This window comes from Falsiroseomonas sp. (assembly GCF_051860665.1).
Taxonomy (GTDB): domain Bacteria; phylum Pseudomonadota; class Alphaproteobacteria; order Acetobacterales; family Acetobacteraceae; genus Falsiroseomonas.
Window position 1 is genome coordinate 120240 of sequence record NZ_JBHYDM010000004.1, and the last position, 16557, is coordinate 136796.

Consider the following 16557-nt stretch of genomic DNA (forward strand, 5'->3'; position numbering starts at 1 on the left):
GGCCATGCCCCTGGACGCCGCGCGGATCGCGCTGCGCCAGGCCACGGGGGCCGTGCATGAACGGCTGCACGGCGTGCCGGTCTTCGCCCGGCTCGCCGCGGGCCGCATCGGCACGGCCGAATACGTGCTGCTGCTGCGCCGCCTGCTCGGCTTTCATCTCGGCGTGGAGGCGCTGCTGCGCGCCGCACCCTCCCTGGCCCCCTATGGCATCGCGGTGGAGGAGCGCCGGCGGTCGCCGCTGCTGGTGGCGGATCTCGTGGCGCTCGGCGCACCGCCGCTGGCCGCGGTCGCCCCCCTGCCGCCGGCGGAGAGCGCCGCCTGGGCCATGGGCTGCCTTTATGTGACGGAGGGCTCGACGCTGGGCGGCCAGCACCTGGCGCGCGCGCTGGACGGGGTGCTGCCGGGCGAGGCCGGGCGCAGCTTCCTGCGCGGCTATGGGGCGCGGCACGGCGCCATGTGGCGCGAATGCTGCACCGCCATCGAGGCCTGTGGCGCCGAAGCCGGGCGGCTGGCCGCCATGATCGCCGGCGCCGAGGCCACCTTCGGCCGCTTCGAGAGCTGGTTCGCCGCGCATCCCGCCTGATCCGCGAGGGCCGCGTTTAACGGCTGTTCAGCACTGCCGTCCCATCCTGCGTGGATGGAACACCGCCGCGCATGCCGCCCTGAAGCCCGCCGCCCGGATCCGGCCGCGCCCCGGCTGACGCGACGGCGCCTTGCGCAGGGGCTGCTGGGGACGCTGGCCCTGCCCGGTCTCCTCCGCGCCGCCCAGGCCGAGCCGCTGCGCGTCGGCGGCACCGGCATGGGGCTGGCGATCGCCAATATCATGCTGGACCTGCATGCCGGGACGGAGGATCTGACGCAGAGCATCGTCCTGCCCAGCCTGGGCACGTCCGGCGGCCTGGCCGCGCTCCGCAACAGGCGGATCGAGATCGCCCTCTCCGCCCGGGAATTGCGGCCGGAGGAAGTCGCGCAGGGGATCGAGGCCCATGCCTTCGGCCGCACGCCGCTGGCCTTCGCAACCCGCTACGACACGCCGGTCCGCGAGGTCAGCCTTGCCTCCGCCGCCGCCTTGCTGGCCGCGGATGCGCCGGTCTGGCCGGGCGGCGGCGCCGTGCGGGTGGTGCTGCGCGACCGCAGCGAGACGGACTGGATCATGCTGGGCGCCGCCTCGCCGGAGATGGCGGCGGCGATGCAGCGCGCCCAGGGGCGCTCCGGCCTCGCGCTGGCCTCCACGGACCAGGAGAATGCCGATCTGCTGGAAAGCCTGCCAGGCTCGCTCGGCCTGACCACCCTCGGCCAGACCCTGTCTGAGCAGCGCCGGCTGCGGCTGCTGGCGCTGGATGGGGCGCCGCCGGACCTGCCGACCATGGCGAAGGGCGAATACCGCTTCAGCCGTATCCTGCATGCCGTGATCCGCAGCGATGCGCCGCCGGCGGCGCGTCGCTTCGTGGCCTTCCTCGGTTCGTCCCGGGCGGGGCAGGCGCTGCGCTCCTTCGGCTTCGCCCCGTTACTGGGAGGCGAGACATGACTGGGGCCGGGACCGGGGCCGAGGCTGGGGCCGCGGCGGCGGAGCCCCAGCGGGAGCCGGCGCTGGATCCGACGCGGGAGCCTGCGGGCGACCTCGGCGGCGAGGCGGCGCTGGCAAGGCTGGTCAGCGGCTTCGCCGCGGGGATCGCCTTGCTGCTGGCCCTGACCCTGCCGGCCATGCATGGCCTGGCGCAGTGGCGCGAGGAACGCGCGGCGATGCGGGCGGAGGCCCGCGTCCTCGCCTATACCATCACCCAGCTCGCCACCCGCGGGCCCGACCTCTGGATGTTCCAGGAGGTGCGGATGCGCGGCCTGCTCTCCGCCGGGCATGATCCCGCGGCCAGCCTGCGTGTGCTGAGCCATCAGGGCCAGGTGCTGGCCGAGGTGCCGCAGCCGCTGGCCTGGCCGCGCTTCGGCATCCGGGAGCCGGTCTTCGACAGCGGCCGGGCGGTGGGGCAGGTGGAGATCGAGAAGTCGCTGCGCCCGCTGCTGCTGGGCACCGCCGCGGTCGGCCTGCTGGCGGCGCTGCTGGCGTCAGCGGCCCATGTGGCGCTGCGGCTGCTGCCGCTGCGGCTGCTGCGCCGTGCCATGGGGCGGGCCACCTACCTCGCCACGCATGACCAGCTGACCGGCCTGCCGAACCGCCGGCTGTTCCATGACAGGCTGGCGCAGATCGGGCTGCACACCACCCGCTACGGCGGTGGCTTCGCCATCCTGGCGCTCGATCTCGACCGGTTCAAGGAGGTGAACGACACGCTGGGCCATGCGGCCGGCGATGCGCTGCTGCGCCAGGTGGCGCAGGCCGTGACGGCGACGCTGCGCGACAGCGACACGCTGGCCCGCCTCGGCGGCGACGAATTCGCCATCATCCAGGTGAATGCCCAGCAGCCGCGTTCGGCCGAGGCGCTGGCGGCGCGGCTGGTGGAGCGGCTGGCGCTGCCCTTCGACCTGGATGGCCAGCAGGTGCGGATCGGCGTCAGCATCGGCGTGGCCCTGACCGGGCCGGTGGCACCCGACGGGCCGGAGGTGCGCGCCGAGCAGATCCTGAAGGATGCCGATACCGCACTCTACAGCGCCAAGGCCGAGGGACGGAACGGCTTCCGCTTCTTCGCCGCCGAGATGAACCGCGCGCTGCAGGAACGCCGCGAGCTGGAGCGCGACCTGCGGGAGGCGCTGGCGGTCGGGCAGCTGCGCCTGCACTACCAGCCGCAGGTGCATCTGGAGACGAAGCAGGTGGTAGGGCTGGAGGCGCTGCTGCGCTGGGACCATCCGCGGCGCGGCCAGGTGATGCCCGACCGCTTCATCGGACTGGCCGAGGAGATCGGCCTGCTGAACCGCATCGGCGAGTGGGTGCTGCTGGAGGCCTGCGCCACGGCGACGCGCTGGCCGGGCCAGCGCATGGCGGTGAATATCTCGGCCGACCAGTTCCAGAGCAGCGACTTCCTGCGCGCCGTCCGCCATGCGCTGGACAGCACCGGGCTGGATCCGCAGCGGCTGGAGATCGAGATCACCGAGGGCGTGCTGCTGACCGATACCGAACGCACCCTGGCCACGCTGCGGGCCCTGCGGCAGATGGGCGTTTCCGTCGCCATGGATGATTTCGGCACCGGCTATTCCTCGCTCGGCTACCTGCAGAAATTCCGCTTCGACAAGATCAAGATCGACCGCAGCTTCGTCTCCCGGCTGGGGGAGGATGCGCAATCGGTCGCCATCATCCGCGCCGTCATCGGCATCACCCAGGCGCTCGGCCTGCGCTGCAATGCGGAGGGCGTGGAGAATGTGGAGCAGGCGGCGCTGCTGAAGGCCGAAGGCTGCACGGAGGCGCAGGGCTTCCTCTATGGCCGCGCGGTGCCGGAACAGGACCTGGCCGCGCTGATCGGCGCGCCGCGCGAGGCCGCGGCCTGAGCCTCACACCCCGCCATAGCCGGCGCGGGTGATCCAATAATCCCAGGCGCGCGCCAGCGGCATGTCGGACAGCAGCATGGCGGCGGTCTTCTCCACCTCGCCGGACGTCAGGTAAGCCGGCGTGCCATGCGGGATGCTGGCCAGCACCATCTCCGCATTGTGCTTCATGTAGACGGCGGTGAAGACGGCGGCGCGCAGGCTGGCGCCGACATTGCAGGCGCCATGGCCGCGCAGCATGACGCTGCGATGCGCACCCAGCGCGCGCGCCAGGGAATGGCCGCGCGGCAGGTCGTCGATCAGCATATTGGTGTCGCCGAATTCCGGCTGGCTGTCCCAGAGCGGCACCTCCGCCCCCATCACGCTGCCCATGTGGAAGATCGGCTTCAGGGCCAGGCCGGGCACCACGGTGAAGGGGATGACGCTGCGCGCATGGTGGTGGATGACGGAGACCACGTCCGGCCGCGCCATGAAGATGGCCGAATGCAGCGCCCGTTCGGAATACATGCGCCGGCCATTCTGCGCGACGGGCGTGCCGTCCAGCTCGAATTCCATGATGTCATCCGCCGTCACCGCCACAGGGCTGCGGCTGCGCGAGAGGAAGTAGCGGTCCGCGCGTTCCGGGTGGCGCAGCGAGACATGGCCGAAATCGTCGATCACATCCTCCCGCGCCAGGATGCGGTTGGCCAGCACCAGCTCCCGGATCGCATGGGCCACGGCATCGCTCATCTCGTTTCCTCCTGCGGCCCGCCATAGAGCCAGGCGAGCGTGTCCTGCCATTCGGCCTGCGTCTTCGCGGCCATGATGCTGTTGCGCAGCGCCGCATGCGGGCCGGCGGGGTGGTAGACATGGTCGCCCACGGCGCGGGACTGCAATTGCACCCGCGCCGTGCGCAGCAGCCGCGCATCGCGATAGGCGGCCAGCGCCGGCGCCACATCGCCATCATGCGCGCGCAGCATCCGCGCGAGGCAGACCGCATCCTCCATCGCCATGCAGGCGCCCTGGGCCAGGTATTGCAGCGTGGGATGCGCGGCATCGCCCAGCAGGGCGACGCGCCCCTCCACCCATTTCGCCACCGGGTCGCGGTCGCACAGCACCCAGAGCTTCCAGTCGCGGCCCTGGCGAATGATGGATTGTGCCAGCGGGTGCACATGCGCGAAGCCGGCAAAGACCTCCTCGGCCGCGACCGGCTTGCCGGCCACCGGCTCCGGCGCGTCGTTGTGATAGGTGACGACCAGGTTGAAGGAGGCCCAGCCCTGCAAGGGGTAGTGCACGATATGGCACTTCGGCCCGGCCCAGAGCGTCGCCGCGTTCCAGCGCAGCGACTCCGGCATCTGTTCCGTCGGGATCACGCTGCGATAGGTGGTGTGGCCGGAGACGCGCGGCGCGCCATCCCCCACCAATTGCCGCCGCACCTTGGACCAGAGCCCATCCGCGCCGATCAGCGCCCGCCCCCGCAGTCTGGTCCCATCCGCCAGCAGCGCGACGACGCCGGAGGACTCCTGCTCATACCCCACCACCTCCGCCGAGGTGCGAAGGCTGATGGCATCGCCGGCGCGGCAGCCTGCCAGAAAGACGGCGTGCAGGTCGCCGCGGTGGATCACGGCATAGGGCGCGCCGAAACGCGCCCGAAAAGCCGCGCCGAGGTCGATGTGGCAGATCTCCTCCGCCGTCAGCGCATCCATGAGCCGCAGCCGGTCCACATGGATGGCCATGGCGCGGGCGGTCTCGCCCAGGCCGAGTTCGTCGAAGACGTGGAAGGCATTGGGGCCGAGCTGGATGCCGGCGCCGACCTCCCCCATCGCCGCCGCCTTCTCCAGCACCGTCACCGCGAAACCCTGGCGCGACAAGGCGAGCGCGGTGGCCAGCCCGCCGATGCCGCCGCCGGCGACCAGGATGGGTTCCGTCATTCGGGCCTGATTCCGGCGGCCTCGGCGATCTGCGCATTCTTGGCGTCCTCGGCCGCGATGAAGGCGGCGAAGGTTTCGGGCGTATCGCCGGTGAAGGCCTCCGCCCCCATTGCCACCAGGCGCTGCGCGATCTCCGCCTCCCGCCCGATCGCATTCAGCTGCTGCGCCAGCGTCGCCGCCGCGTCCGGCGAATATCCGCGCGGCGCCCAGAGGGCATACCACAGGAGAAAGTGCAGGCCGGGCAGCCCGGCTTCCTCCACGCTCGGCACCTCCGGCATGGCGGCGCTGCGGCTGGGGGAGACCACGGCGAAGGCGCGCAGCCGTCCGGCCTGGACCAGCGGCTGGGCGGAGAGCAGGGGCGCCACCATCAAGGCCACATTGCCGGCCACCACGTCGTTGATCGCGGGCGCGGTACCCCGGTAATGGGCGACCACCGCATCGGCCGCGCCGACGCGGCGCTTCAGCCCCTCCGCCGCCAGATGCGCCATGGAGCCGGCGCCAGAGGTGGAAAGCGTATAGTCCCGCGGCGCGGCGCGCATCCGCTCCGCCAGCTCGGCCAGGGTGGTGGCGCGGCTGGCCTCGGGGTGGCCGACGATGACCAGCGGCGCCGTGGCCAGGCGGGCGATGGGGGTGAAATCGGCGATGGGGTCGTAGGTCAGGCCGGGGACGACGCGCCGGCCCATCAGGTGGATATCGGCATTCACCAGGAAGGTCGCGCCATCCGGCGCGCTGCGCGCGACCTCCGCCGCACCGATGGTATTGTTGCCGCCCGCCCGGTTCTCCACCACCCAGCCAGCCCCGCCGCGCGCCGGGAGCCGGGCCGCGTAGAGGCGGCCGATGACATCGATGGCGCCGCCGGGTGGCGCTGGCACCACCAGGCGCACGGGGCGGCCCTGGGCCCTGGCCACGGGGACGACCCCGGCCGCGACGGCGGCGGCCAGCAGATTCCTGCGTTTCATTGCGGTTGTTTCCTGCCCTGTGGCGGAAGGATCGCGCGCTGGCGGGCGCTGTCAATCGCCCCGCATCGCCTCCGCCGCCGCGCGCAGCCAGGCGGCGAGCTCCGCGCGGCGGTCACCGGGCAAGGCGCGTTCCAGGTGCAGGGTCAGGTGGCCGGCGCGTCGGTCCGGCGGCAGGCGGCAGGCATGGGTCCAGACCTCCGCGCCGCGCCGGTGCAGCAGCACATAGAGCAGCGCGGGCCGACAGCGCCCGGCACGGTCGCGCCAATGGCAGGCGCCGACGAATTCGGCCGTGTCATCCGGCCCCAGGAACAGGGAGAAATCCGGGCCCGCGCCCGTGTGATCCAGCATGCCGTCCTCCAAACCCACGGACCGACGGCGGCGCTTCCCGAATAATTGCCGGAACGGCCGCATCCCCCCGGTGAAGGAGGCGCCACCTTGCCCGGGAGGGCAGGTTGGCGTTGGGCGTCGGCCCAACTCTTGATGCAGGGGTGGAATTAGCAAGCCAGGGCGGCCGCGGGCAAGGGGTTTCCACCCCTCGCCCCCCGCGCAGGTCAGCCGACCTCCAGCAGCTCCACGTCAAACACCAGCGTGGCATTCGGCGGGATCACGCCGCCGGCGCCGCGCGCGCCATAGCCGAATTCCGGCGGGATGGTCAGCGTGCGGTGCCCGCCCACCTTCATGCCCTGCACGCCGCGGTCCCAGCCCGCGATCACCTGGCCGACGCCCAGCTGGAAGCGGAAGGCATCGCCGCGGTCGCGGGAGCTGTCGAACTTCTTCCCCTTGTTGTCGGCGGCCTTCGGGTCGAAGAGCCAGCCCGTGTAGTGCACCGCGACCGGCTTGCCGGAGACGGCAAGCGCGCCCTCGCCCACGGTGTGGTCAACCATTGCAACGCCCATGATCTCAGCCCTTCCGGAAGGTGATGTTCTTGGCCCCGTCCCACAGGACGGAGCGCCCGATCTTCGCCAGCCGGTCCAGCCCGCTGGTGATGGTCAGGAAGTGGTTGCCCGCCAGCTGCCCGGCCTTGGAGGAGAAGCAGCAGGGGCCGTAGGCGATCAGGATCTCGGTCTCGCTCACCCCGCCCGGATAGACGATGACATGGCCCGGGGCCGGGTGGCTGGTGGCATTCTCGGGGCCGATGCCCAGGTCACGCTCCCCCATCGGGATCCAGCAGGCCTCGCCGGACCAGCGGACATGGATGATGCGGTCGCTGAAGGGCAGCAGCTCGCGGAAGCGGGCGACGGTCTTGGGCGCGTCCTGGCCTTCGAAGCGGGCCGGGAAGACCTCTCCGGCAATCTCGATCTCGATATCCGTCACGTCTGCTGCCTCCGTGCTGTCAGCGCCACTGGCGGCCCCGCCTACGCGAGCGGCCGGGCTTTGCCAAGACGCCGCGGTCCCGGCGCAACCGTGGCGGGTGCCGACCGTTCTGCCCGCTGAGCGACAGGAGACGCCCATGATGCTGGCGAGGACCCGGGCCCTTCTGGCCGATACGATCCGCGGCTATATCGCCGACGAGGCGATGACGCGCGGTGCCGCGATCGCCTGCTACACCATGTTCTCCTTGGTGCCGCTGCTGGTGGTGGCGGTGGGCATCGCCAGCGTCTTCTTCGGCGAGGCGATGGTGCGCGGCGCGGTGGATGACCAGCTGGTGGCCCTGGTCGGCCAGCAGGGGGCGGCGGCCGTGCAATCCATGGTGCGGGACGCCGGCGGCATCGAGGGCACGGGCGTGCCGGCCCTGGTCGGCCTGGTGGTGCTGCTGATCACCGCGAGCGGCGTCTTCGCCGAACTGCAGAGCGCGCTGAACGCGATCTGGAAGACGGACGAGCCCTCCATGACCGTCTCCTACCTTCTGCGGGCCCGGCTGCTGAGCATGGGGCTGGTGGGCGCGACGGGGTTCCTGCTGCTGGTCTCGCTGGTCGCCAGCGCGCTGCTGGCGGCGCTGGGGCAATGGGCGGATGCGGCCTTTCCCGAATTCGCCCCGGTGCTGCGGGCGCTGCATTTCAGCGTGTCCTTCCTGCTGACCGCGCTGCTCTTCGCCGCCATCTACAAGGTGCTGCCGGACCGGCGGCTGCGCTGGCGGGATGTGGCGGTGGGCGCGCTGGTCACCGCCTTCCTGTTTACCATCGGGCGGGTGCTGATCGGCTGGTACCTGGGCGGCAGCGGCGTGGCGGCGCGCTATGGCGCGGCGGGGGCGCTGATCGTGGTGCTGCTCTGGGTCTATTATTCGGCGCAGGTCTTCCTGCTGGGCGCCGAATTCACCCGCGCCTGGACCGGGCGCATCGGCAGCCGGCGCAAGGCGCCGGTCGGCGGGGTGGTGACGCCGCCGCCTTCCATCGGGGATGGGCGGGACGAGGTCCCGGTGGCGCAGCGATAGGGGCGAGGCGGGCGGAGCCTATCGCCCCGCATAGCCGGTTGTCAGGTGGCTGACCTCGATCCATTCGAGGCCGCTGAAGGAAATCATTTCCCATCCGACGATGACCTGGCCGCTCATGCCCTGGACGTTGATCCGGTTGCCCTCGATCGTCGGCGTGCCTCCGGTGGCACGAATCGAATAGATCAGCGCATCCACCGTGAACTGGAGCGGCTGGCCTTCGATCACCAGGGTGTCGGCACCGTTGCCGCCCTGGATGGTGTCATTGCCTTCGCCAGGGGCCCAGAGGATCCGGTCGTTCCCGTCACCGGCCGTGATGTTGTCGGCGTCCGCGCCGCCCACCACGGTGTCGTTGCCGGGGCCCGCGTCGATGAAGTCCCGGCCCGCCCCGGCCACAGCCAGGTCATTGCCCCAGAGGCCAATGATGGCGTCCATCCCCGCCGTTCCCTCCAGGGTATCGGCCTTCTCGGTTCCCAGAAAGCTCGATATGCCACCGGAAACGGCCTCAAGCGCCGTCTCGTCCAGAAGTATGGGTTTTGTCTGCTCGCTCATGCCACGGCCCTTCCGGCCGCTCCACCGGCCGCGGCGGAAGGGAAGCAGTTCATGAGCGAAAAAGGAACCGCGAAAGTTCTATCGCAGCGAAAGGCGCTGCCTTGGGCCGGCAAGCCCTGCTAAAGCACTATCCGATAACACTGAATCAGTGTTTTCGGATTTCGTGCTTTAGAAACAAAGACTTCTAGAGCACGAGATCCGTCCAACTGGACGGATCGTGCTCTAGGCCGGCCGGCGGGACCGCAGCGCCGCGGCCAGCGTGCCCTCGTCCAGCACATCCAGCGCGCCGCCCATGGGCACGCCCTGGGCGAGGCGGGTGACGGTCACGCCGGCGGGCTTCAGCCGGTCGGTCACGTAATGCGCCGTGGCGGCGCCATCCACCGTGGCGGGCAGGGCGAGGATCACCTCCTCCACCCCCTCCGCCGCCACGCGGGCCAGCAGGGGGGCGATGGAGAGATCCTCCGGCCCGATGCCGGCGAGTGGCGAGAGGGTGCCGCCCAGCACATGGTACAGGCCCTGATGCGCATGGGCGCGCTCCAGCGCCCAGAGCTCCGCCACGCCTTCCACCACGCAGACCAGGTGCCGGTCGCGCCGCGGGTCGCGGCAGATGCCGCAAGGCGACTGGGAATCGAGATTGCCGCAGCTCTCGCAGGGCCGCACCGCGGCGGCGGCGGCCTGCAAGGCCGAGGCCAGCGGCAGCATCGCCTCCTGCGGCCGCATCAGCATCCGCAAGGCCGCCCGCCGCGCGCTGCGCCGGCCGAGGCCGGGGATGCGCGAGAGCAGCGAGATCAGATGCTCGATCGGGTCGCGGTCAGACATCCTCAGACCCATTCCAACAGCGCAGGACCGGGACGACCCTGCCGCTTCGCGGCCGTCCGGAACCTGCCGTGGCTTTGCCACGGTAGGACGACGAACCCCGCAGGATCAGCACCCATTCCGGGGCCCCCGCCGCGTTGCGCAGCAACGTGGTGGGGAACTCAGAAGGGGAGTTTCAGCCCGCCGAGGCCGCCCAGCCCGCCCGGGATATTCATGCCGGCGGTGGCCTTCTGCATCTCCTCCGCCATGGTCGCCTCCACCTTCTGCTTGGCATCGGCATGGGCGGCGACCAGCAGGTCCTCCAGCACCTCCCGGTCATCGGCCACCATCAGGGAGGGGTCGATGGAAACGCGGCGCAGGTCGCCCTTGCCGGAGAGCAGCACCTTCACCATGCCGCCGCCGGCGCCGCCTTCCACTTCCGTCTGCTCCAGCTTCGCCTGCATCTCCTGCATGCGCGTCTGCATCTGCTGCGCCTGCTTCAGCATATTGCCGAGATTCTTCATGGGGTCTCAGTCCTCCGGTGAAAGGTCATCATCCAGCCCGGCCGATTCGGCGTCGGGTGGGGCGAAGTCGCGGCCCTCGGCCATTTCCGCCGCCATGGCGGGGGCCAGGCCATAGGCATCGAGGGAGGCATCGCGCACCGCCTCGATCTTCGCGCCGGGGAAGGCGGCCAGCACCGCCTGCACCAGCGGGTGGGTATGGGCCAGCGCCAGGCGGTCGGCTTCCGCGGTCTTGCCCTGCTCGGCCAGAGTCGGCTCGCCGCCCTCATTCACCAGGGTCACGGTCCAGCGGCTGCCGGTGGCTTCCTGCATCAGGGCGGTCAGCTGCTGCGCCAGGTCGCGCGGCGCCTCCGGCCGCGGGCGGATCTCGATGCGGCCGGGGCTGATCCGCACGGGGTGCACGTTCAGCCGCAGATGCGCATGCAGGCTGGGTTTGCGGCCGGAGGCGAGGGCCACGATCTCCCGGAAGCTGGCCGGCATGGGCGCCGGCGCCGCGGCGGTGACGGCAGCAGGGGCGGGTGCGGCCATGGCCAGCGCCGCGCCGCCACCGCCCGCGATCGCCCGCAGCCCGCCGCCGCCGCCAGCCGGCGCGGGGCCGGGCGCGGCGCTGGCGGGGCCGGCCTCGGTCAGGCGGCGCACCAGGTCGCCGGGGGTGGGCAGGTCCGCGACATGGGCCAGGCGGATCAGCACCATCTCGGCGGCGGCGCGGCGGTTCACGCCGTCCTGCGCGACCTCGGTCAGGCCCTTCAGCAGCATCTGCCAGGCCCGCGCCAGGACGGGGATGGGCAGTTTCTCGGCCAGCGCCCCGCCGCGGGCGCGCTCCGCCTCGGGCAGGGAGGGGTCGTCCTTCAGCGTCGGCACGGTCTTCATGCGCGACAGCAGGTGGACCAGCTCCATCAGGTCCGAGAGCACCACGGCCGGGTCGGTGCCGCGCGCATACGCGCCTTCGGACAGCGCCAGCGCCGCGGCGGTCTCGCCCGCCATCAGCGCCTCCATCAGGTCCAGCGCCAGACCGCGATCGGCGAGACCCAGCATCTCGGTCACCAGCCCGGCGGTGACGGTCTCGCCCCCCGCCAGCGCCATCGCCTGGTCGAGGATGGACAGGCCATCGCGCACGGAGCCATCCGCCGCGCGCGCCACCATGGCCAGCGCCTCGGCCTCGGCAGGCACCGCTTCCAGGTCGCAGATCCGGGCGAAGTGGCCGCGCAGCGTCTCCTGCGGCACCCGGGCCAGCCGAAAGGTCTGGCAGCGGGAGAGGATGGTGGTGGGCACCTTCCGCAGCTCGGTCGTCGCCAGCATGAACTTCACGTCCGGCGGCGGTTCCTCCAGCGTCTTCAGCAGCGCGTTGAAGGCGGCGTTGGACATCATGTGGACCTCGTCCAGGATGATGACCTTGAAGCGGCCCTGGGCGGGGCGGAAGCGCAGGCGCTCCCGCAGTTCGCGCACATCGTCGATGCCGTTGTTGCTGGCGGCGTCCAGCTCCTGCACGTCCGGGTGCCGGTCGGCCAGGATGGCGCGGCATTCGGAGCAGACGCCGCAGGGCTCCGGCGTCGGCCCACCCTTGCCGTCCACGCCGATGCAGTTCAGCGCGCGGGCGATGATGCGGGCGGTGGTGGTCTTGCCGACGCCGCGGACGCCGGTGAGCATGAAGGCGTGGTGCACCCGCCCCTGGGCGAAGGCGTTCTTCAGGGTACGGACCAGCGCTTCCTGGCCGATCAGGTCGGCGAAGGTGGCCGGGCGGTATTTGCGGGCGAGGACGCGGTAGGGCGTGCCGGCCAAGGCCGGGGCGGGTGCCGGTGCGGCGGGGGCAGGCGGCGGGGCGGCGGCCGGCGCCGGATCGCCGAACAGCCCGGGCCCATCCTGCGGGGGCTCAGGAAGATCCTCGACGGGGTCGCCAAAAATGTCGCTGGTCATCGGGGCGCTGTCCGGGGATCGGGGGCCCGGATGCCAGGGCCGCGGGAAAGGTGGAAGATCGGCGGGCGACCCGCGCGAGAACTCGTTACGGCTGCTTCCTTCCGGACCTGACCGGGTTGGCGAGGGGCACGTCCGTCGCCGACCTTCCACCCCCAATATCGGCCCTGCGGCCCTCCGGAGCAATGCCCCCCGGCGCCGCGCCCATCCCCAAAAATGGATGAGGGGTCCGGGGAGAATACCTTCTCCCCGGTCTTTTCACCCTCGGTTGCCCCCATCACGCCCGCGTGGCAGGGTCCGCCGCGATGCTCTCCGTCCCCGCCAGCCGCCCCAATGCCTATACAGGCAGCCCGATCGACCGCGCGGGCAGCCGCCGGGACGATGCCGACTGGATCGCCCAGGCGCTCGCCGATCCCGAGACGCTCTTCGCGCCGGTCTGGCGCAGCCGCAGCCTGATGAAGGGGGTCGAGGACGGCCACCCGGAGGCCGTGCTGCTGACCGGCGCCGCGGCGGAAGCGGTGCGCATGGCCGGCGGCCCCTGGGCCTTCCTCGGGATGTGGGAGCAGCGCCCGGTCTTCGCCGTGGATTGCTCCGCCGCCGAGGACCCGCTGCCGCTGCTGCCGGAGGGGATGGGCGGCTTCACCGACCTGCGCCAGGTGGCCGGGCTGCTGCCGGCGGGGGAGGCCTCGGTGCTGGCCCATGCCCGCGGCCTGATGCATTGGCGCACCCGGCACCGCTTCTGCGGCGTCTGCGGCCATGAATGCGCGCCGCGCAGCGCCGGCAATGCCATGCAGTGCACGAACTGCAACGCCCAGCATTTCCCGCGCACCGACCCGGCCGTCATCATGCTGGTGGTGCGGGAGGGGCGCTGCCTCCTCGGCCATTCGCACCGTTTCCCGAATGTGGCGATGTATTCCACCCTCGCCGGCTTCGTGGAGCCGGGCGAGAGCCTGGAGGAGGCGGTGCGGCGCGAGGTGATGGAGGAAGCCTCCATCGCGGTGGGAGAGGTGCTCTACCACTCCTCCCAGCCCTGGCCCTTCCCGGCCAGCATCATGCTGGGCTTCCATGCCGAGGGCCTGTCGGACGAGATCCGCATCGACCCGGAGGAGCTGAAGGACGCGCGCTGGTTCACCCGGGACCAGTTGCGCGACCCGGCGGCGCATGGCTTTTCCCTGCCGCGCGTGGATTCGATCGCCCGGCGGCTGATCGAGGATTGGCTGGAGCAGGACGCATGAAACCCTATCTTTCGGGCCTGGCCGGGATCCTGCTGCTGGCCGGCTGCGGCGGGCGCGGCTCGCCCGAGCCTACCGCCAGCGTGACCTCTCCGGCGCAGGCCGAATGCCGGGCGGAGGCGCAGCGCGCGCCGGCGGTGGCCGACCAGTCGCGCCGCGTGGTGATCGGCCTGCCCTACAGCGAGGAGCTGGCCAGCCAGGCGCGGCAGGAGGCCGAGAGCCGGGCCTATACGGATTGCCTGCGTCGCCGCGGCCTGGTGCGGGGCGGCGGGGTCGAGCCGCTGCGCCGGCCGACCTTCTGACCATGCCGCGCAGCGCCCGCCCTGCCATCCGCGCCCCGGGGACCTTCCCGGGCATCGCGCGCTAAGGGGGGGGTGGCGGTGTCCGAGGCTGTCACACCTGCCCCGCCGCGCGGCCTGCTCGGCTTCCTCGATGCGCTGCGGGACGGGCAGGTGGTGGTCGGCTGGGCGGCGGATCCGCAGGACCGGACGGTGCGTCCCCTGATCCGGCTGATGCGCGGGCTGGAGGTGCTGGCGGAGGGCGTAGCGGATGTGGCGCGGGAGGACGGCAATCCCGGCTTCCGGCTGCGTGCGCCCATGCCGCTGACGCCGGCCGATTTCCTGGAGGGCCGGCTGCGGGTGCGCGCGGTGCTGCCCGGCCGCCAGGCGGCGACCACGCTGGCGATGACGCGGCGCATGCGCGAGCAGCTGGAGGCGATGGCGGGCTGGGGGCCCACGACCGATTTTCCGGACGGTCCCGCGGCCAGCATGGCGCCCGATACCGCGGCCGATATCGCCCTGGCGGCCGCATCCCTGCCTGTGCCGCCACCGCCGGCACCGGCGCCCATGCCTGCGCCGGCACCGGCGCCCATGCCTGCGCCGGCGCCCGCAACGGTCCCGCCGCCGCCGCCAGTTGAGGTCGCCGCGCCCGTTCCGGCCGCTCCCCCGAAACCCCCCGCCGTGGCGCCGGGCTGGACCCCGCGGCCGGCCGAGGCGGCGCCGCAGCCCGCGCCGCTTCCCGAAGGCACCCCGCCGGCCGCGCCGCCCGAACTGCCCTTCCCCCTCGGCACGCTGCAGGACCTTGCCCGGCAGGCGGCGGCGGCGCGGGTGCCGGTGCTGCATCTGCTGGTCCCGGCGCGGGGCTCCGTCCTGGGCGGCGGCCCGGCCAACGGCCTCGCCCCGCTGGAGGAGCTGGCGGCGGCGCGACCGCTGCTGGCGCAGGACTGGGTGCCGCTGCGCCACGCCTTCGCGCGCCTGCCCAATCCCGGCGTGCTCTGGCGGCACAATGGCCATGGGCTGACGGTGGAGGGGGGGCTGGCCGTGCTCACCACCCTGCTGGCCGTGCTGCAGCTGCGCCGGCCCGAAGCGGCCGCCGGCCTGGCCCGCGCGGCGGCCCTGGTCGCCCGGGCCGATCTCGCCACGCTGCCCCGGCGCGAGATTCCGGCGGAGCCGGGCGATGTCGCCGGCCTGTCCTTCCTCGGCGTCGCGGTGGGGGAGACGGAGCCGGCGCTGACCGCCGCGATCTTCGCCGACCAGCCGCCGCCAAGGCCGGTGGGGGAGGTGCTGCCGGGCCTGGAGGCCTGGTCCGCCGCCGGCGCGCCGCTGCCCTGGCGCGTGGTGCTGCTGGCCGAGCCCGACCTCGGCGGCAGCGCGCATCCGGCGCGGCTCGGCTGGTGGCTGCGCTGGCTGGTGGCCGAATGCGTGATCAGCGAGGCGCTGCACATCGCCCGGCCGGAGGCCGTGCTGGGCGCGCAGCCGGACCTGGTGCTGACCCTCGCGGCGGAGCCGCGGTAGTCCTTCTGCGGCGGAGCCGCGCTGAGCCTCAGTTCCCCTCGCGCTGCGCCAGCCGCAGCGGATGCGCGCGATAGGTGCCGAGGACGCGCAGGTCGGCGGAGAAGAAGGACAGCTCCTCCAGCGCCCGCGCCAGCCCCGGCTCGTCCGGCCGGCCGTCGACATCGGCCAGGAATTGCGTCGCGGTGAAGGCGCCGCCCACCATGTAGCTCTCGAGCTTGGTCATGTTCACGCCATTGGTCGCGAAGCCGCCCAGCGCCTTGTAGAGCGCGGCCGGGATGTTGCGGACGCGGAAGACGAAGGTGGTGACCCAGTCCCCGGCTTCGAAGGGGCCTTCCAGGGGTGTGGCGCGGCAGACATAGAAGCGCGTGGTGTTGTGCGCCGCGTCCTCCACGTTCTTCCGCAGGATCTCCAGGCCGTAGATCTCGGCGGCCAGTTCGCTGGCAATCGCCGCATCCTCCACCCCGCCGCGCTCCGCGATCAGGCTGGCGGCGCCGGCGGTATCGGCCTCGATCACCGGCTGAAGCTTCAGGTCGCGCAGCAGGTTCAGGATCTGGCCGAGCGCCACCGGATGGCTGTGCGCGCGCTTCAGCGTGGCGATCGAAGCACCGCGGGGGGCAAGAAGGCAGTGCTCCACGCGCTCGAAATGCTCGCCCACCACATGCAGGCCGCTATCGGGCAGCAGGCGGTGGATATCCGGCACGCGCCCGGCCAGCGAATTCTCGCAGGGCAGCATGGCAAGCCCGGCGCGGCCTTCCCGCACCGCGGCGATCGCCGCCTCGAAGGAGGCGCAGGGCAGGGTGGTCCAGCCGGGATAGGCCTGGCGGCAGGCCAGGTCGGAATAGGCGCCCGGCAGGCCCTGGAAGGCGATCACACCGGAATGGGCGGGCTTGGCAGTGGCTGGGGGCATGGGGTGCTGAAGGTCCTGCGCGTGGTGCCCGTACGGGTTGTCGTTAACCGCCGGCACCTATATTGTCCGGCAGGTTTTACGGCAGGCCGGGACCGGCGCAAGCCCGCCGGCCCGGCCTGTGTTTCATGCTGGCCGTGCGGTGGCCGGGTTCTGGCAGCCCTCAGCGGCGCTTCGGAAGGG

General features: G+C 72.3%; 18 protein-coding genes, 1 other RNA gene and 1 riboswitch. Of the genes, 7 read left to right on the top strand and 12 right to left on the bottom strand.

Going from position 1 to position 16557, the window contains the following annotated elements; genetic code table 11:
* The first annotated feature begins 4 nt into the window (after positions 1-4).
* Genes ACTIF1_RS05670 through ACTIF1_RS05680 form a run of 3 tightly spaced genes read left to right on the top strand, consistent with a single transcriptional unit; the run spans position 5 to position 3432 of the window.
* On the top strand, positions 5-583 hold the full coding sequence (locus tag ACTIF1_RS05670; protein WP_439595415.1) for a biliverdin-producing heme oxygenase: 579 nt from the start codon (positions 5-7) through the stop codon (positions 581-583).
* 54 nt (positions 584-637) lie between these two features.
* The gene (locus tag ACTIF1_RS05675; RefSeq protein WP_439595416.1) at positions 638-1528 is read left to right on the top strand and encodes a substrate-binding domain-containing protein; all 891 of its coding nucleotides are present in this window, start codon (positions 638-640) and stop codon (positions 1526-1528) included.
* Positions 1525-3432 (top strand): putative bifunctional diguanylate cyclase/phosphodiesterase, encoded by a 1908-nt coding sequence (locus ACTIF1_RS05680; RefSeq protein ID WP_439595417.1) that lies wholly within the window; start codon positions 1525-1527, stop codon positions 3430-3432. Before ACTIF1_RS05675 ends, ACTIF1_RS05680 begins: the two co-directional genes overlap by 4 nt.
* A gap of 3 nt (positions 3433-3435) precedes the next feature.
* Here ACTIF1_RS05680 and ACTIF1_RS05685 read toward each other — a convergent pair whose 3' ends face one another.
* The 6 genes from ACTIF1_RS05685 to ACTIF1_RS05710 all read right to left on the bottom strand — a co-directional run bounded on the left by ACTIF1_RS05685 (position 3436) and on the right by ACTIF1_RS05710 (position 7612).
* Positions 3436-4158 (bottom strand): class II aldolase/adducin family protein, encoded by a 723-nt coding sequence (locus tag ACTIF1_RS05685; protein WP_439595418.1) that lies wholly within the window; start codon positions 4156-4158, stop codon positions 3436-3438.
* Positions 4155-5339: a 3-hydroxybenzoate 6-monooxygenase gene (locus ACTIF1_RS05690; RefSeq protein ID WP_439595419.1), complete on the bottom strand. Its 1185-nt coding sequence runs from the start codon at positions 5337-5339 to the stop codon at positions 4155-4157. The genes ACTIF1_RS05685 and ACTIF1_RS05690 overlap by 4 nt, the downstream gene beginning before the upstream one ends.
* On the bottom strand, positions 5336-6298 hold the full coding sequence (locus tag ACTIF1_RS05695; protein ID WP_439595420.1) for a Bug family tripartite tricarboxylate transporter substrate binding protein: 963 nt from the start codon (positions 6296-6298) through the stop codon (positions 5336-5338). The genes ACTIF1_RS05690 and ACTIF1_RS05695 overlap by 4 nt, the downstream gene beginning before the upstream one ends.
* Positions 6299-6349: 51 nt before the next feature.
* Positions 6350-6646 carry a hypothetical protein gene (locus ACTIF1_RS05700; protein ID WP_439595421.1) on the bottom strand — a complete coding sequence of 99 codons (297 nt, stop codon included), beginning with the start codon at positions 6644-6646 and terminating at the stop codon, positions 6350-6352.
* 31 nt (positions 6647-6677) lie between these two features.
* Positions 6678-6787: riboswitch (SAM-I-IV-variant riboswitch) on the bottom strand.
* 62 nt (positions 6788-6849) lie between these two features.
* Entirely contained in the window at positions 6850-7182 is a 333-nt protein-coding gene (locus ACTIF1_RS05705) for an FKBP-type peptidyl-prolyl cis-trans isomerase (RefSeq protein WP_246602231.1), read from the bottom strand.
* Positions 7183-7198: 16 nt separating this feature from the next.
* Positions 7199-7612 carry a DUF3830 family protein gene (locus tag ACTIF1_RS05710; protein WP_439595422.1) on the bottom strand — a complete coding sequence of 138 codons (414 nt, stop codon included), beginning with the start codon at positions 7610-7612 and terminating at the stop codon, positions 7199-7201.
* Positions 7613-7748: 136 nt separating this feature from the next.
* On the opposite strand from ACTIF1_RS05710, the gene ACTIF1_RS05715 reads away from it, so the two are divergent.
* On the top strand, positions 7749-8669 hold the full coding sequence (locus ACTIF1_RS05715; protein WP_439595423.1) for a YihY/virulence factor BrkB family protein: 921 nt from the start codon (positions 7749-7751) through the stop codon (positions 8667-8669).
* Between the two features lie 18 nt (positions 8670-8687).
* On the opposite strand, the gene ACTIF1_RS05720 is transcribed toward ACTIF1_RS05715, so the two are convergent.
* The 5 genes from ACTIF1_RS05720 to ffs form a co-directional block, all read right to left on the bottom strand.
* Positions 8688-9218, bottom strand: a complete 531-nt coding sequence (locus ACTIF1_RS05720; RefSeq protein WP_439595424.1) for a calcium-binding protein — start codon at positions 9216-9218, stop codon at positions 8688-8690.
* Between the two features lie 222 nt (positions 9219-9440).
* A complete protein-coding gene (gene recR / locus ACTIF1_RS05725; RefSeq protein WP_439595425.1) occupies positions 9441-10037 on the bottom strand; it encodes a recombination mediator RecR in 597 nt (198 codons plus the stop codon).
* A 158-nt stretch (positions 10038-10195) separates the two neighbouring features.
* Positions 10196-10537, bottom strand: coding sequence for a YbaB/EbfC family nucleoid-associated protein (locus tag ACTIF1_RS05730; protein ID WP_439595426.1), 342 nt, complete (start codon positions 10535-10537; stop codon positions 10196-10198).
* Between the two features lie 6 nt (positions 10538-10543).
* Positions 10544-12448, bottom strand: coding sequence for a DNA polymerase III subunit gamma/tau (locus ACTIF1_RS05735; protein WP_439595427.1), 1905 nt, complete (start codon positions 12446-12448; stop codon positions 10544-10546).
* Between the two features lie 49 nt (positions 12449-12497).
* Positions 12498-12596: signal recognition particle sRNA small type (gene ffs / locus ACTIF1_RS05740), an RNA gene on the bottom strand.
* Positions 12597-12750: 154 nt separating this feature from the next.
* On the opposite strand from ffs, the gene nudC reads away from it, so the two are divergent.
* The 3 genes from nudC to ACTIF1_RS05755 all read left to right on the top strand — a co-directional run bounded on the left by nudC (position 12751) and on the right by ACTIF1_RS05755 (position 15470).
* Positions 12751-13680, top strand: coding sequence for an NAD(+) diphosphatase (nudC, locus tag ACTIF1_RS05745; RefSeq protein ID WP_439595612.1), 930 nt, complete (start codon positions 12751-12753; stop codon positions 13678-13680).
* A complete protein-coding gene (locus tag ACTIF1_RS05750; RefSeq protein ID WP_439595428.1) occupies positions 13677-13979 on the top strand; it encodes a phosphoribosylamine--glycine ligase in 303 nt (100 codons plus the stop codon). Before nudC ends, ACTIF1_RS05750 begins: the two co-directional genes overlap by 4 nt.
* Before the next feature lie 78 nt (positions 13980-14057).
* Positions 14058-15470, top strand: a complete 1413-nt coding sequence (locus ACTIF1_RS05755) for a hypothetical protein (protein WP_439595429.1) — start codon at positions 14058-14060, stop codon at positions 15468-15470.
* Positions 15471-15498: 28 nt separating this feature from the next.
* On the opposite strand, the gene ACTIF1_RS05760 is transcribed toward ACTIF1_RS05755, so the two are convergent.
* Positions 15499-16377 carry a prephenate dehydratase gene (locus ACTIF1_RS05760; protein ID WP_439595430.1) on the bottom strand — a complete coding sequence of 293 codons (879 nt, stop codon included), beginning with the start codon at positions 16375-16377 and terminating at the stop codon, positions 15499-15501.
* Between the last annotated feature and the right edge of the window lie 180 nt (positions 16378-16557).